This window comes from Massilia agri (assembly GCF_024753255.1).
Lineage (GTDB): Bacteria > Pseudomonadota > Gammaproteobacteria > Burkholderiales > Burkholderiaceae_D > Telluria > Telluria agri.
Genome location: NZ_JANUHA010000008.1, coordinates 1 through 14,323, shown reverse-complemented (window position 1 = coordinate 14,323; position 14,323 = coordinate 1). Strand labels below are relative to the sequence as shown.

The 14,323-nt window shown below is 68.2% G+C and carries 10 protein-coding genes; 8 read left to right on the top strand and 2 right to left on the bottom strand.

Features of this window, described 5'->3' with window-relative positions:
* Nucleotides 1-5: 5 nt before the first annotated feature.
* On the bottom strand, nucleotides 6-1,070 hold the full coding sequence (locus NX780_RS12725) for a hypothetical protein (protein ID WP_258828240.1): 1,065 nt from the start codon (nucleotides 1,068-1,070) through the stop codon (nucleotides 6-8).
* A gap of 214 nt (nucleotides 1,071-1,284) precedes the next feature.
* On the opposite strand from NX780_RS12725, the gene NX780_RS12720 reads away from it, so the two are divergent.
* The 6 genes from NX780_RS12720 to NX780_RS12695 all read left to right on the top strand — a co-directional run bounded on the left by NX780_RS12720 (nucleotide 1,285) and on the right by NX780_RS12695 (nucleotide 9,609).
* Nucleotides 1,285-2,778 (top strand): hypothetical protein, encoded by a 1,494-nt coding sequence (locus tag NX780_RS12720; protein ID WP_258828239.1) that lies wholly within the window; start codon nucleotides 1,285-1,287, stop codon nucleotides 2,776-2,778.
* On the top strand, nucleotides 2,778-4,265 hold the full coding sequence (locus NX780_RS12715; RefSeq protein WP_258828238.1) for a hypothetical protein: 1,488 nt from the start codon (nucleotides 2,778-2,780) through the stop codon (nucleotides 4,263-4,265). Before NX780_RS12720 ends, NX780_RS12715 begins: the two co-directional genes overlap by 1 nt.
* Before the next feature lie 26 nt (nucleotides 4,266-4,291).
* A complete protein-coding gene (locus tag NX780_RS12710; protein ID WP_258828237.1) occupies nucleotides 4,292-4,753 on the top strand; it encodes a hypothetical protein in 462 nt (153 codons plus the stop codon).
* A 19-nt stretch (nucleotides 4,754-4,772) separates the two neighbouring features.
* Entirely contained in the window at nucleotides 4,773-8,438 is a 3,666-nt protein-coding gene (locus NX780_RS12705; protein ID WP_258828236.1) for a tubulin-like doman-containing protein, read from the top strand.
* A gap of 8 nt (nucleotides 8,439-8,446) precedes the next feature.
* Nucleotides 8,447-9,238: a hypothetical protein gene (locus tag NX780_RS12700; RefSeq protein ID WP_258828235.1), complete on the top strand. Its 792-nt coding sequence runs from the start codon at nucleotides 8,447-8,449 to the stop codon at nucleotides 9,236-9,238.
* Nucleotides 9,239-9,312: 74 nt separating this feature from the next.
* Complete coding sequence (locus tag NX780_RS12695; RefSeq protein WP_258828234.1) at nucleotides 9,313-9,609, top strand: hypothetical protein; 297 nt, start codon at nucleotides 9,313-9,315, stop codon at nucleotides 9,607-9,609.
* A 17-nt stretch (nucleotides 9,610-9,626) separates the two neighbouring features.
* Here the strand turns inward: NX780_RS12695 and NX780_RS12690 are convergent, their stop codons facing one another.
* Nucleotides 9,627-11,654: a tetratricopeptide repeat-containing diguanylate cyclase gene (locus NX780_RS12690; RefSeq protein WP_258828233.1), complete on the bottom strand. Its 2,028-nt coding sequence runs from the start codon at nucleotides 11,652-11,654 to the stop codon at nucleotides 9,627-9,629.
* A 237-nt stretch (nucleotides 11,655-11,891) separates the two neighbouring features.
* On the opposite strand from NX780_RS12690, the gene NX780_RS12685 reads away from it, so the two are divergent.
* Together NX780_RS12685 and NX780_RS12680 are read left to right on the top strand one after the other, a co-directional pair.
* Nucleotides 11,892-12,761 (top strand): ABC transporter ATP-binding protein, encoded by an 870-nt coding sequence (locus NX780_RS12685; protein WP_258828232.1) that lies wholly within the window; start codon nucleotides 11,892-11,894, stop codon nucleotides 12,759-12,761.
* Nucleotides 12,758-14,323: hypothetical protein (locus NX780_RS12680; protein ID WP_258828231.1), on the top strand; the 1,566-nt coding region annotated here is incomplete at its 3' end. The genes NX780_RS12685 and NX780_RS12680, both read left to right, overlap by 4 nt.

The following is a 14,323-nucleotide window of genomic DNA, read 5'->3' as shown; positions in this document are numbered from 1 at the left end:
CGTTCTCAGCTGTTACAAATCCATGCCCCGTCCTCGTAAACACGTTCCTCGCCCAGGTAGACCGCGTCCGTCACGGCGAACACGTCGATGTGGTAGCGCGCGTCCTTGCGCTTGAAGCCGGGCTTCGGGTAGACGCCGTGCTTGGCGCCGAGAGACAGGTGGATGCCGCACATGCGCTCATACGTCCCGATGTCGTCGACGCGGCGTTCGCGCGTGAAGGCGCGGTTCAGGCCGAAGCCCAGTTCGCGCACCCAGACTTCGCCTTCGTCCGCGGTGATCTTGTCCAGCACTTCCTGGAAGGCCGGGGTCGCGTTCTCGGTGCCGACCACGCGCCCGCGTTCGACGATCAGGGTCACCGGCACCTCGGGACGGTTGGAGCGGTAGTTGGTGTCGCCGAAGACGTGCACCTGCACGCGGCCGTGCACCGCTTCCAGGTCGAGCGCCTCGGTGAACACTTCGCCGATCGGGAACTGGCCGCCGACGTTGTTCATTTCGCTGTAGTCGCCGACGTTCAGCTTGGCCGGCTCGAAGGGCGAGGAAAAATACAGGGTCTCGCCACCGCCGACCACGCGCGCATGTGGCGCCACGTCGATGCGGCGCTTGAGCGCGCGCCCTACACCGCGGAAATAGGCGGGGTCGTAGGCCAGCGCCTCGATGTAGTGCTCGGACTGCGGGCCGGGCATGCGCGACAGGTGCACGTGCTCGACCACCTTCAGGCCCAGCTTGAACAGTTCCACGCGCACGCGGAAGCCGTCGAGACGGAAGTTGGTCGACTGCACCAGCACGACGAGATCCTTCGGCGCCATCGCCCTGAAGGCCGCCAGCACGGCGTCGGGCGTGGCCGCATCGAAGTCGATGAAGGTGGCGCCCGGCAGGTTGCGGCGGTAGCCCTCGGTCAGGGCGCGCGCCAGCGGCGTGCGGGTGTCGTAGACGACGAGGGCCGCCTGCTCCGGTCCATGTTCGAGCGCATGCGCCAGCACGTCGCGCAGGTGTGCGGTGGCCTCCTCGATGGCGCCCGTAGGCAGATCGTGGTCGGAGGCAGAATCGGGAAGCGGAACAGGCGTATGCATGGCAATCGAAGGCAGGAAATCCGGCCGTCATTATACGTATGCCGGCCAAAAGTTCCCCACACCAGTTCGTTTGTTGATCCCGGAAGTGTCAGCCCACGCTACCCGCCGAACGGCGCGCCGCGCGACAGTTCTGAGCGCTATGATTTGAGCAACAACAACAGCCTCTCGTGGCTGATTTTCGTTCAATCAAATGGCATCGCGAAACGGGTCATCAATGGCATACCGATGGGAAACGCCTGCCAGCGTCTGGCAGGAGGATGAGCGCAGCAGGCAGTTCGAACTGCTGGCAACCGAGGGTTTGGGCCGCATCGACTGGCAGGCCCAGGCCCACGGCCGCCTGCCCGACGTCGCCCGCCTGCTCGGCGCTTCGCTGCCTGGCGCCTGCGCGTGCGGAGCCGATGGTGCGCCTATCTATCCCGAGGGTTTCGCCTTCTGTCCCAATTGCGGCCGTCCCCTGCAGCGCCTGCCGGGCACGCCGTCGCGCCTGCCGGGCTGGTGGGGCCCGGGCCAGGATGCCATGCTGCCGCGCCATGTGCCGCACGGCTTGCCGGTCACATCGCTGCCGCTGGGCGATAGTTTGGAAGAACGTCCTGCCGCGCCGCACGTCGGCCGCGCCGAGGTTAGCATGCCGGCGCCGCCGAATTCGACCTGCGTGTTCGCCGCCTCCCATTACGGCTTCCCCGAGCAGCGCCTGCTGGCGCTGGCCCATACCCGTGGCGTGCTGCAATACTGGGACCCGATCGCCCAGCTGTGGCATGTGATGACGCCGGATGAAGGCGCGGCCAGCCTGGCCTTCACGGCGTCCGCGTATGCATGGCTGCCGGTACTCGAACCGCGCCGCGGCGAAGTGGCGCTGGTGCCGACCGCTGACGGCCTGATGCGCCTGTGGATCAATCCGGTCAGCGAGACCTATCGCACCGAGCCGGTGCTGGCGGCGCCCCTGGTTGCCGCGCCCGGCGCCATGCGCCGTCACATCGCCTGCCTGATCAAGCCGGAAGGCACGGTTCGCCTGTGGAGCGCGCGCGCCGACCTGGGCGAGGTCGAGGAATATGCATGCCCGGACGTGCCGGCCAGCGGCTGGTCGCGTCCGATCGGCTACGATGGCCGCCTGTTCTGGCTGCACGAGGCGGGCCAGCTGGCCTGGCGTCCGGGCGAGGCGCCGCAGTTCACGCCCTGGCCCATGGGCTGGCAGCCGCGCCTGGAATTCGGCGGACCCACCCAGAGCCGCGATGGACGCCTGTGGCACATCGGACACGATGGCCAGGGCTACTCACTCCTCGAACTGGGTAGCGACCGCCCGCAGCAGGCCCCGATCGATGGCGCCCGCCTGGGTTTCGCCAATTTCCTGTTCCGGCGCGGCCACCCGGTGGTGGACGAGCCCTGGTCCGGGGAGCATATCGAAGACCTGGGCCAGGATGAGACCCTGGTGCTGCCGCTGCTGCGCGCCTTCAACAACAACCGCAGCCAGCCCAGCGGCCTGGTGCTGCGCTTCCACAAGGTCACCGGCCGCGCCGAGGAGGCGCTGCACGAGCGCGTGATTCCGCGCACCACGGTGGAGTGGATCGGCCGGCGCAACGTGATCCTCGATGAGATCGTGCGCCTTTCCCGGCCCCTCGAATGCCTGCCCCTCGTGTATGCGGGCTGCCTGTGGCTGCACCACCCCGACTGGAACGTGCTGCGCGGCTGGCGCCTGGAAGAGCTGGCGTGATGCGGGCCGCCATCCGCTTCCTCTGCAGCTTGCTCCTGCTGGCTTTCGCAAGCGGGGCAGGGGCCACGCCGCATGTCATCCTGGTGCAGAACTCGGGCTGGATGGAGCCTTTCTACAGCGACCCGCAGTCCCGCTTCAAGCCGCTGGTGGGAGCGCTGGCGGGCGCCGTCGTGCAGCCGGGCGACGCGCTGGTGCTGGCCGCCTTCAACCAGTCGCTGCCCGGCGCGCCCTCTCCCAAAGCGCTGCTGTCGATGAAGGCCGACGAGAAGACGACCCGCAGCCGCGTCAATGCCGCACTGGCCAAGCTTGACACGGCGCGTAAACCAAACAGCAGCGCGCTGGCCGACACCGATCTCGGCGAAGCCGTGCAGGCCGCCATCACGACGGCCCTGGGAGGCAAGCCGGGCATCGTCTGGCTGGTGACGAACAACCGCAACAGTCCGAACAACGACCAGGCCACCGCGGCGCGCAACCGCGAGTTCTATGAGCTGATCCACCGCGGCGCGGCGATCGACAAGGTGGTGGCCTTCCCCCTGAAGATGCCGGTACAGGGCAGGCACTACAGCGCGAACGGCCTGATGGTGTATGCCTTCGCGGTCGGCAAGGAGGGCAGCCGCGCGCTCGACGGCCTGCTGGTTTCAAGACGCATTGCACGCGTCATCACCGAGCAGCCGGCGCGCCTGAAACCGCTCGACCGCGACACCGTGCGCCTGGTGCCCGCCCAGGTCGAGAATGCGCCGGGCGTGGCTTTCTCGCAGGCGCCGAACGGCGGCCTGCGCGCCGACGTCGACCCGGATGCGCGCACGCCGCGCGCCAGCATCCGCTGGCAGCTCGAGAACGCGATGTACCCGTACACGATCACCTCGGCCACCCTCAGCGCCCGATCGGCGCTGGCGGGGGAGGAGCGCAAGATCGAGCTGGCGAATACCAGGGTGAGCAACCTGGCGCCGGGCAAGCCGGTGCCGCTCGGCTCCACCATGCAGCTGCCGGTTGCGCAGCTGCCCGACAAATGGTCGATGGCGGCGATGAAATCCGCCGGCTCGGCCTATGTGCTGCCGGGACGGATCGAACTTCACCTGGCGAACCAGCGCCTGGAACTGTCCCAGGCCTTCCGCCAGCGCATGGCGGCGCTGTTCCCCGGTGACCCGCTGCCGGACATCTTCACCCCGCCCGCCACCGTGCAGGCCTCGAACGCGGTGCTGCCGATCGAGGTGCGGGTGCATTACGGCATGGGCCCGCTGGCGGCGCTGGGAGGCATCGCAGCGGCGCTGCTGGCTGCCGCCGCCGCTGCCGCCTATGCCTATGGCCGCCCGCGCGTGGCCCAGGTGACGGTGGAGGACGAGTTGCGCACCATGCGCGCCCGTCCCGGCACCACGCAACCGATTTACGACAAGGCCGGCGTCCAGGTGGCGCAGTTGAAGACCACCCTGTTCGGCCACCAACTGCTTGATTTGCGCGAAGGCGCGCAGGTCAGGCTCGGCCGCTGAGCCGCTCACAAGAAAGGAAGAACAAGATGCAAGGCACCCAGCCACCCGCCACCGCTCCGTCACCCGCCGACCCCGGTTTCAAGCTTCCGGAAGAATCGGCCTCGCCCCAGGATTCGCTGCCGCAGACCGCGCCGGATACGGCCGGCCGCCCGGTCGAAGTCATTCCCGGCACGACGACGGCGCCGGTGCCGGCCACGGACACCTCGACGCGCGATCTCGCCATCGGTGCGGTGGTGTTCATCGTCCTGCTGGTGGTCTACTTCTTCGTGCGCAACGCCTACGTGCACCACCTGGTCGTGCGCCGCGTTGCGCCGTCCTCCGCGGGCAGCGCCGGCTGGCTGCTCTTCGTGGGCCTGGGCTTCCTGTCGGCGGCGGCCGTGCTGGCCATCATCAACGCCAGCAAGTTCCTCACCTTCGCCGTGACCGGCCCGCTGGTGGCGGTCGGCCTGGTGGCGCTGGTGGCGGCCTTCTTCATCGGCCGCCGGTAACCATAGAGAGTTGAACGACATGGCAGATTTTCCCAATCCCGCAGCATTGAATGCCAAGACCGAACTAAAAGTCGACCTGCGCCCGACGCTCTTCATCGGCGCCGGCGGCACGGGCATGGAAGTGATGATGCGCATCCGCCGCCGCATCCTGTCGGCGGTCTGGAACCGGCACAACCCCACGCGTGTGGAGTCGATCGGCGACTTCCCGGTGGCGCGCTTCCTGCACTTCGACCTCGACAACAACGCCATCATCGACGAGGGCAAGTCGCAGCGCACCGACCCCTGGTACGAGCTGGTCAAGCTCACGGACGAGGAGCGCCTGGTCGAACCGCTCGACCTGCCGCAGTACCATGAATCCGACGACAGCCTGGCGCGCTTCCCGCTGATCGAAAGCTGGATGCCGCTGCGGCCGAAGAAACTGCGTTCGCTGGGCATCGACCCATCGAAAGGGGCGGGCCAGATCCGCTCGCTCGCGCGGCTCTACCTCTACGACAAGTACCCGAAGCTGCGCGGCCGCATCAAGGGCGCCCTGAACGGCCTGGCCAGCAATGCCGGCATCGAGCGCAAGGAGAACTACCAGCGCCTCGGCCTGCAGGTCGATACATCCAAATTCCGCATCGTCGTCATCGCCTCCTGCGCGGGCGGTACCGGCGCCGGCAGCGTGCTGGACCTCGGCTGGCTGTCGAAAGCCATCGCGCGCCAGGAGGTGTCGGACAGCCAGGTCGACCTGGTCTTGCTCATGCCGGCCGGTTTCGCCAAGGCCAACAAGGAGCGCACGGAGGCGAACGCCTACGCCACCCTGATGGAGCTGGAAACGGCCATGCGCGACATGAACGCGCGCGTCAACTGGATGGACCCGGACAGTATCCAGGGCAAGGGCGCTCCTTTCGACGACGTGTATTTCGTCGACACCGCGAACCTGGCCAACAAGGCGACGGCCGACATCAAGGACGTCTACCAGATGGTGGCCGATTCCTTGTTCGAGGATTTCGCTTCCGCCGATTTCGCCAACCGCAAGCGCTCGGTGGCCGTCAACCAGCAGCAGCACAAGCTGGGGCCCTACAACCCGCGCGTGCCCGAACAACGCTTCGGCGACATGCGCCTGTCCTATTCGAAGGTGTATTCCGCCTTCGGCCAGTCGGTGCTCGATACCCAGCAGTCCCTGCGCGAGGACATCCGCGCCTACGAGCTGGCCGGCCTGATGGTGAAGGCCTTCTTTGGCATGGTGAGCACGGACGGCAAGGGTGACGCAACTTCGGCCCGGCGCGCCGGCGACGCGGAACGCGACAGCTTCATGCGCGAGCAGATGGAGATGAGCGAGCGCCCCTTCGACACCTTCCCCGACTTTCGCAAGGGGACGGTGGACGTCACGCCCTTCACCGAATACGCGCTCACGAATACCCTCCTGCTCGACAAGGACGGCCGCTCGCTGCTCGAGCGCGTGGAAAGCAAGGTGCAGCTCGAAGTCGACCGCATCATGGCGGCCTACGACATCAAGCTGTGGCGCGAGAAGGTGGCCGAGCTGCTGCCGCAGCTGGAACGCGACGCCATCCGCGAGGCCGGCGCCACCGCGGAAACCAGCGAAGACCGCATCAAGCGCCACACGGGCGAACTCACCGGACGCCTGAAGACGCGCGTCCGTGATCGCCTGTATGCGCTGCTCGATGACCGCAAGCAGGGCGGCCTGGAATTCGTGCTCTCGCTGCTGGAGCAGGTCAAGGCGCGCCTCTCGCAGCGCGACCTCGCCAACGCCGAGCGCAACGGCCGCCGCTACCGTGACATCCGCGACGCCCTGCGCACCCGCCAGGTCGAGGAGTCGCTGAACAACCTGTCGCAGGCGGCCGGCCGCCTGTTCGGCAAGGAGCCGCAGGCGCGCGAGGTGATGAACCATTTGAAACGCGACATCGCCGACTACCTGCGCTTCCACCTGCTGGCGGTCAGCGCCGGCCAGTCGATCGAAGTCATGCGCAATATGTCGGCCTGGCTGGGCGAACCGCAATCAACCGACGAACACGGAAACGCCCAGTGGAGCGGCGTCGCCGGCGAATTCCAGGAAGGCCGGCGCATGGTGCAGGCCATGCTGGCGGCGGCCGACCAGCGCATCAGCCAGCTGCGTGCCGACGCCCGCCAGGAGCACGCCACCTACATCAAGCTGGCCGGCGACACCCTGCCGCCGCCCGTGCGCTTGACGGGGGATGTGAGCGCCTGGAGCGAAGAGGTGCTGCTGGAATTCGGCGGCTCGGCGCGCCTCTTCCCCCAGCTCGGGGACGAGCGCCTGCGCGCCGACCTGTTGCTGAAACTGTTCCGCCGCGCGCAGTTGCAACTGTCAAGTGAGGAGCTGGAGCAACCCGAACCCGTCGACCCGCTGCTGGAACGCTTATCCAGCATGACGCCTCAGGAGCGCCAGCGCGTCTTCGCCGAATGGATCCGCAGCGCCATGCCCTGGGTGAATGCGCGCTTCTCGGCCGAGTTCACGCCGAATGCCGACCAGTTCAAGTGCTTCATCGGCGTGGGCGACGTCGCCGCCTGGCGCCGCATGGAGGCGGAACTGCGCGCCGCCGTGCCGACCGGTTACTTCCACGGCGACGCCCTGTCGATCGTGAACACCGGCGTGCCGGGCAGGGCGGTGTGCTATGTCGAGCTGTCGGGCTACCCGATGACGGTGCTGCGCGGCCTGCCGACCTGGCGCGCGTCCTACCAGATCGAGAACCCGAAGATCCCGACCCACCTGCATTTCGACGCCACGCGCTTCCGCCATCCGCTGTCGCCCTCGATGGACGAGCTGAACCGCCTGGCCGACGACTACGAGTGGTTCCTGCAGGCGATCGCGCTCGGCGTCATCCGCCGCAAGGCCGACCTGGGCGACCGCGAAGCCAGCTTCCAGCCGCGCGGCCAGTACCTGTTCGAGGTCGAGCCGGGTTCGGGCGAATGGCTCCAGATCGGCAACGAATATGCGATCCGCTCCAACGGCCTGCCGCCCTATTACCGGGACGGGGTGATCGGCGCCGTGCGCCACCGCCTGGCCAATGTCGGCCCGCACCAGCTGGCTTTACTGGCGGCCCTGATGCGCTACTACCAGCTGCGTGTCTACGAGCCGCGCCTCGAGGTCGACGAAACCGGCGCCCAGCTGCCATCGCCCTCGCTGCCCAACATCACGGCGCGGCGCCTCTACGACGCCTGGATCCGGCGCGCCGCGGCGCTCGACCCGGCGCTCTCGCCAAGCCAGATCGAAACGGCGCTGGCGGGAATCCAGGCCTGGACCGAGACGGTGCCCGATTCGGCCAGTGACGCCTACAGCTGGGAAGTCGAGCGGCCGGTGGACAAGCGTGTGATCCTGCCCGAGATCCTCGCCAGCGACGCACGCGCCGCGGCGGTCCTGCAGGGTAGAAGCACGAGCGCCGTCGAGCTGGCCAAGCCGGCGCCGGCGGTCGATGCCGGGCCGCGCTTCAAGCTCTTCGTGCAGGGCGCCCAGCGCGGGCCCTTCACGGTGGCCGAGATCGCGCAGCAGGCGGCGCGCGGCGAGATCGATGCACAAACCCGCGCCTGGAACATGGCCTGGAACACGAAGCAGGACAAATGGAGCACCGTCGGCGCGCTGCCGGAACTGGCGGCGGTGCTGGGCGACGCGATTCCCGATCCTGACGACGCGGGCGGCCCGGGTGACGGCATTCCGGACCCTGAATGAAGGACGGCATGAACAGGATGGAAGACGCGATCTACCGCTGCGTCGGCGTCCAGTGCGGACGCCTGATGCCGAGGCGGGTGAATTACTGTCCCTGGTGCGGCACGGCGCAGGGCATGGTGCAGGCGCCTGCCGCGCCGGCGCCGGTCCTGGCCAAGCCGCCGGTGGCGCCGCTCGCCGCAGCCCAGCCGCTGCCTCCGGCCCAGCCGGCGTTCACGCCGCCGCCTCCACCGGTTCCACCGCCGCCCCCACCGCCGCCGCCGGCGAGCAATCCGGCCCAGGCGCAGCAGGGACGCGGCATCCCCCCGCCGCCCGGGGTCGGACGCGGGGCGCCCATCCCGGCAGCTCCGCCGCAGCGCGCGCCGATTCGCCTGCGCTGGTGGATCATCTCCCTGGCCGCCCTGTGGCTGATCTGGTTGCTCGTACGCCCCGAGGGCACCCGCATCGAGCGGCGCATGGACCGGGCGGTCAGCCTGGCGGTCGAGTGCAAGGCGCGCGAGGCACAGGACGAGCTGATCGCCCTGCGCGGCACCCGCGCCACGCCCGAGCAGCTGCGCCAGGTACAGCAGTCGCTGAACAAGGCGGCCGCCGACTGCACCCGCGCCGAACAGCGCGCCAAGGCCTGGGAGGATGCCAGCGGCGCCATCCAGAAGCTGCGCCGCGCGCGCAGCTACGACAAGGCGCTGGCCCGGCTGGCTGCCTTCACGAAGCGCTGGGGCGAGGATGACGAGACGCGCGCCCTCAAGGAGCGGCTGGACATCGAGCGCGACCGCCCGCTGGCTGACCCCACGCGCGGCGAGTGAGATGCACCAACGGTCAGCCGCGTTTTTTTTCTCGGGTGTATGCTGACAGGCAAGCAATCAAGCGGGAGACGGAGATGAAAACAACCATAGTCGGGTCGCTGCTGGTGCTGGCCGTGCTGGCAGGCTGCAGCCGCGAGGAGGAAGCCATCGGCCCGGCCCAGCGCGCCGGCAAGGCGCTGGACGACGCCGGCGCCAAGGTGTCGCGCCAGGTGGAGCAGGAGCTGGAAAAAGCCGACCGCGCCGCCGAAGAGGCGCGCGAGAAGATCAAGGATGCGACCCGGGACGCCAAGGGCGGCCTGAAGCGCGCGACCGAGGAAGTCGGCAAGAAGGTGGAAGACGCCGGCGAGAAGATCCAGGACGCCGCGGACTAGCCGCGGCGTGAAGGGGTTCACGCGCTGGCGCGCTGCTCCTGCCACTCTCCCTGCACCACCGACAGCTTGACCTGCCCCGCGCGCCAGGCGCGCTCGAGGTTCTGCTCCACGTCCGCGATGCAGACCTGGGACGGTTCGGCGAAGCCCTGCACCCCGTAGGCGCGGTTGCGGCCGTGGGCCTTGGCCAGGTACAGCGCCATGTCGACGATGTTCACCGCGCGTTCCCACGGCAGCATCTCGCCTCCGCAGCTGAGCGGGAAGGGCGCGAAGCCGATCGAGACGTTCACTCTCAGGGTCTCGCCGCCATGTTCGATGGCTACCTGCGAAATGCCGTTCAGGAGGCGCTGCGCCACTTCGTCCAGGCCGTTGTGCGGGATGGACGGCAGGAAGGCGAGGAATTCCTCGCCGCCCCAGCGCACGATCATGTCGGTCTCGCGCAGGATCTCGCGCAGGCTGGCCGACATCGCGGTCAGCACCGCATCGCCGGCGGCATGGCCGTGGCTGTCGTTGATGTGCTTGAAGTGGTCGACGTCGAGCAGGAACAGGGCGCCGCAAGGCTCGCGGTGTGCCTGGGGCACCTGGTTACGCATGAAATCGAGGAAGTGGCGGCGGTTGTACAGGCCGGTCAGCGGGTCGCGCACGCTCTGCTGCTTGAGTTCCTTGTTCTTCAGGTAGAGCTGGGCATTGGCCTGGCGCACCTTGCGGTACAACATGCCGACCACCACCGAAGCGAGCGCGAACACGGCGGCCAGCAGCCACCATACGCGCTGCTGCAGGCGGTTCACTTCGTTCTCGGTGCGCAGCAGTTCGATCTGGCGCTGCTTCTTCTCGGTCTCGTACTTGGCCTGCAGGTCGAGCACCGCACGCTGGCGGCGCTTCTCGAACAGCTCGTTCGAGATTTCCCGCTCGCGGTAGTAAGCCTTCAGCGCGCCGCCCAGGTCGCCGGCGCGCTCGAGCGCCTGGCCGTATTCGACCAGCACCGCCTGCAGTTCCGGCTTGTCGCCCAGGTTCTCGTAGGCGCGCATGCCTTCTTCGATGTAGCGCTTGCCTTCGGCCAGGCGGCCGGTCGCCAGGTAGGCCTGGCCGAGGTTCAGGCGCGCCGTCGCTCCCAGTCCGATGTCGTTGAGCTTTTCCGCGGACACGAGCGCTTCTTCGCCATAGCGAATGACGTTGGCATAGTCCTTCAGCTTCAGGTAGCAGTCCGACAGGTTGACCAGCGAGTAGACGGCCATCGACTCGGCCCCGAGGCTGCGCTCGATCGCCAGGCTCTCCAGCAGGGCCTTCAGGCCGCGCTGGTACTGGCCCGAATCGACCGCCAGCCCGTATTCCGAGTGCTTGAGGGTGGCCATGCGGCCCGGCGAATTGGTCTGGCGCGCCGCCGCCAGGGCTTCCTCGAGGGCTTCGAATCCCTTGTCGTGCTCGCGCATCTGCCCATACAGGCGGATCAGGGCGTTCAGGGCCATCACGATCTGGGTCGGGTCGCGGTGCTGGCGCGCCAGCGCCGCCGCCGCCTGCAGGCGCTCGAGCGCCTTCGGGAAGTTGCCTTCCTCCGCCCAGGTTTCGCCGGCCGTGATCGTCGCGCGAACCTGCAGCTCGATATTGTCGGTCGTGTAGGCCAGCTTCTCGGCTTCCCGGGCAAACCGGTGAGATTTCTCCAGCTCCTGGAGGCTGTACGCGATGTAGGCCTTGAACAGCAGGCCCTTGGCGATCGCCACATTGTTCTTGTTCGCGTGGCCGAGCGCCAGCAGCTCGTCGGCCACGCTGGTCGCTTCACTCATCCTGCCGATCCCGTAATAGCCGTAGGTGAGCTGGTTCAGGAATTCGATCCGGTCGGGCAGGGGCGCGGCGCGGCCTTCCTGTTCCATCGCGAGCAGCAGCGGCAGCGCGCGTTCGGGCACGTACTTGTTGATTTCCCGCGCCTCGGCCAGGCGTTCGGCCAGCGGACGCTGCTCGCCTGCGTGGACGCCGGCTGCGGCAATGCACAGTGCAGCGGCTAGCGCGATGCGTCGGGAACGCGCCAGGGCGCGGTGGGTAGCGGAAGGCATGGAAGGTATTGGGACGCCAGCTGAAGATGCATTTGTTTTGAAATATTATATGCGTGTTGCAAATGAGAAATTCACTTTCTATTCAATTGTCACCAAAATGACACATTGATCCATACAAATAAGACGCATTCTCGTTTCGCGTTCACACCGCGTTTTTGACCATCCGTCGCAAACCGCTGGTGGCCGCCATCCCGATTTCCTTATCCTCGACTCAACAACAACAGGAGGGGGAAGCTCATGCTGGAACTGCGCGCGGTGTCCAAGAAATTTGGCAAGGAAGTCAGGGCGGTCGACGAGGTCACGCTCTCGCTCGGGCAGGGCGTGGTCGGGCTGATCGGCCACAACGGGGCCGGCAAGTCGACCTTGATGGGGATGATCGCCACGCTGGCGCGCCCGAGCAGCGGCCAGATCCTGTTCGACGGCGTCGACATCGTGCGCAAGCCGGACGCGATCCGGCGCCGCCTGGGCTACCTGCCGCAGGACTTCGGCGTCTACCCGAACCTGAGCGCCCTCGAATTCATGCAGTACTTCGCCGCCCTCAAGGGCGTGCGCGATCCCGTACGCATCCGGCGCCTGCTGGAACTCGTCAACCTGCACGACCAGGCGCACCGTCCGGCCGCCTCCTTCTCGGGCGGCATGCGGCGGCGCCTCGGCATCGCCCAGGCCCTGCTGAACGACCCAGACATCCTGGTGGTGGACGAACCCACCGCCGGCCTCGACCCCGAGGAGCGGCTGCGCTTTCGCAACCTGCTGGGCGAGCTGGGATATGGCAAGCTGGTGATCCTCTCGACCCACATCGTGTCCGACGTCGAGAGCATCGCCACCGAGCTGGCCATCATGCGCTCCGGCCGCCTGGTGGCGCACGAGACGCCCGATGCCATCCTGCGCCTGGCCAGAGGCCAGGTGTGGAGCGCCAGCGTGGCGGAACATGACTACGCCGTCCTGCGCGAGCGCGTGCACGTGCTGCAGGCCCAGCGCCAGGATGGCCGCATGTTGCTGCGCATCGCGCATCCCGAGCTGCCCTGCCTGGGCGCGCGCGAGGCCGAGCCGACCCTGGAAGAAGCGCTGATGGCGCAGCGCTACGCCGTGCAGGAGGAGGCCGCATGAGGAATGATACATTCGCCCACCCGCTGTTCCTGCTCGCCGCCAACGAGGTACGCCTGCGGCTGCGCCGCGTGTCGACCCTGGTCACGATCCTGGCGGTGGTGGCCGTCACCTGGGCCATGATCTCGGACATCCGCACCGGCAAGGCCCTGATGATCGTCCACGATGCGCGCGTGCTGTACACCAGCTCCGCGCTGGCGCTCGGCAGCGCCACCATGGCCAGCCTGCTGTTCAGCCTTGCGGGCTTCTACCTCGCGCGCGGGCGCACCGGGGAAGACCTGAGAAGCGGCATCGGCGGCGTGATCGGCGCAACCCAGGCGGGCAACGCGCTGCTCGTGTTCAGCCGCTGGCTCGGCGCCGTGGGCTCGCTGGTGATCCTGCTGGGCGCCTTCATGCTCACCACCTTCGCCTGTCACCTGCTGCGCGGGGATGGTCCGCTGCAGCCCCTGGTCTACCTGGAGACCTACACCCTGATGCTGCTGCCGATGGCCATGTTCGCGGCCAGCTGCGCGGTCCTGTGCGACAGCTGGGGACCATTGATGGGCAAGGGCGGCGACCTGCTGTACTTCATCGTGTGGATGATGCTGCTCTCGCTCGGCGCGGCGGTGGAGGAGGGCACCAGGGTGTCGTCCCTGGCCTGGCTCGATTTCACCGGCCTGGCCAATGCACTGAACGGGCTGCGCAGCCAGGTGGCGACCGAATCGCTGGGTATCGGCATGATGCCTTTCGACGCCGCACTGGCGCCGGTCGAACTGCCGCAATCGATGTGGACCGCCGACATGGTGAGTGCGCGCCTGTTGTCTGCCGCGCTGGCGCCGCTGCCGCTGCTGCCGGCGATGCTGCTGTTCCACCGCTTCTCGCCGGACCGCGTCAAGGCGGGCAAGGCGCGCCGCCGCCGCACCCCGCTGGCCCTGCTCAACGGCTGGCTGCGACCCCTGGCTGGCTGCGTGCAGCCGCTGATGCGGCTCGCTGCGCGCACGCCTGGCCCGCTCGGGCAGGTGCTGGCCGACGCCGGCCTGGTGTTGATGACGGCGCCCAGCGCGATCCTGGTGCTGGTCCTGTGCTTTCTGGGTGGCCTGCTGCTGCCCGCGACCGTGCTGCCCGGCCTGGTCGCCGGCGCGGTGGCCTTCTGGGGCATCCTGTGCAGCGAGAGCACCACCCGCGACGCCACGGCCGGCTGTGAAGGATTGACAAGCGCGGCGCCGGGCGGCGTACCGCGCCGCTTCCTGCGCCAGTGGGGCGCGGCCTTGCTGCTCGGTTTGCTCTTCACGGGGCCCATCGCGCTGCGCTGGAGCGCCGCCGACCCGGTGCGCGCCTTCGCCCTGCTGGCCGGGGTCGCTGCCCTGGCTGGCTGCGCGGCCCTGTTCGGCCTGCTGAGCCGTACACCGCGCCTCTTCCTGGGCCTGTTCCTGTTCGGCCTCTACGTGGCGATCCAGGCCAAGGGCGTGCCGATGATGGACGTGGTCGGCTTCCACGGCGACGCCACCCTCGCGTCAGGCGCCACCTTCCTGGCGGCCGGGCTGGCGTTTGTCGCAGCCGGCATGGCCTGGACCCGGCGCGCGCAC

Coding starts and splice junctions, on each gene's coding strand:
- NX780_RS12695 (WP_258828234.1), top strand. CDS start 9,313: ATGAAAACAACCATAGTCGGGTCGCTGCTGGTGCTGGCCGTGCTGGCA.
- NX780_RS12690 (WP_258828233.1), bottom strand. CDS start 11,654: ATGCCTTCCGCTACCCACCGCGCCCTGGCGCGTTCCCGACGCATCGCG.
- NX780_RS12685 (WP_258828232.1), top strand. CDS start 11,892: ATGCTGGAACTGCGCGCGGTGTCCAAGAAATTTGGCAAGGAAGTCAGG.
- NX780_RS12700 (WP_258828235.1), top strand. CDS start 8,447: ATGAACAGGATGGAAGACGCGATCTACCGCTGCGTCGGCGTCCAGTGC.
- NX780_RS12715 (WP_258828238.1), top strand. CDS start 2,778: ATGCGGGCCGCCATCCGCTTCCTCTGCAGCTTGCTCCTGCTGGCTTTC.
- NX780_RS12710 (WP_258828237.1), top strand. CDS start 4,292: ATGCAAGGCACCCAGCCACCCGCCACCGCTCCGTCACCCGCCGACCCC.
- NX780_RS12720 (WP_258828239.1), top strand. CDS start 1,285: ATGGCATACCGATGGGAAACGCCTGCCAGCGTCTGGCAGGAGGATGAG.
- NX780_RS12705 (WP_258828236.1), top strand. CDS start 4,773: ATGGCAGATTTTCCCAATCCCGCAGCATTGAATGCCAAGACCGAACTA.
- NX780_RS12725 (WP_258828240.1), bottom strand. CDS start 1,070: ATGCATACGCCTGTTCCGCTTCCCGATTCTGCCTCCGACCACGATCTG.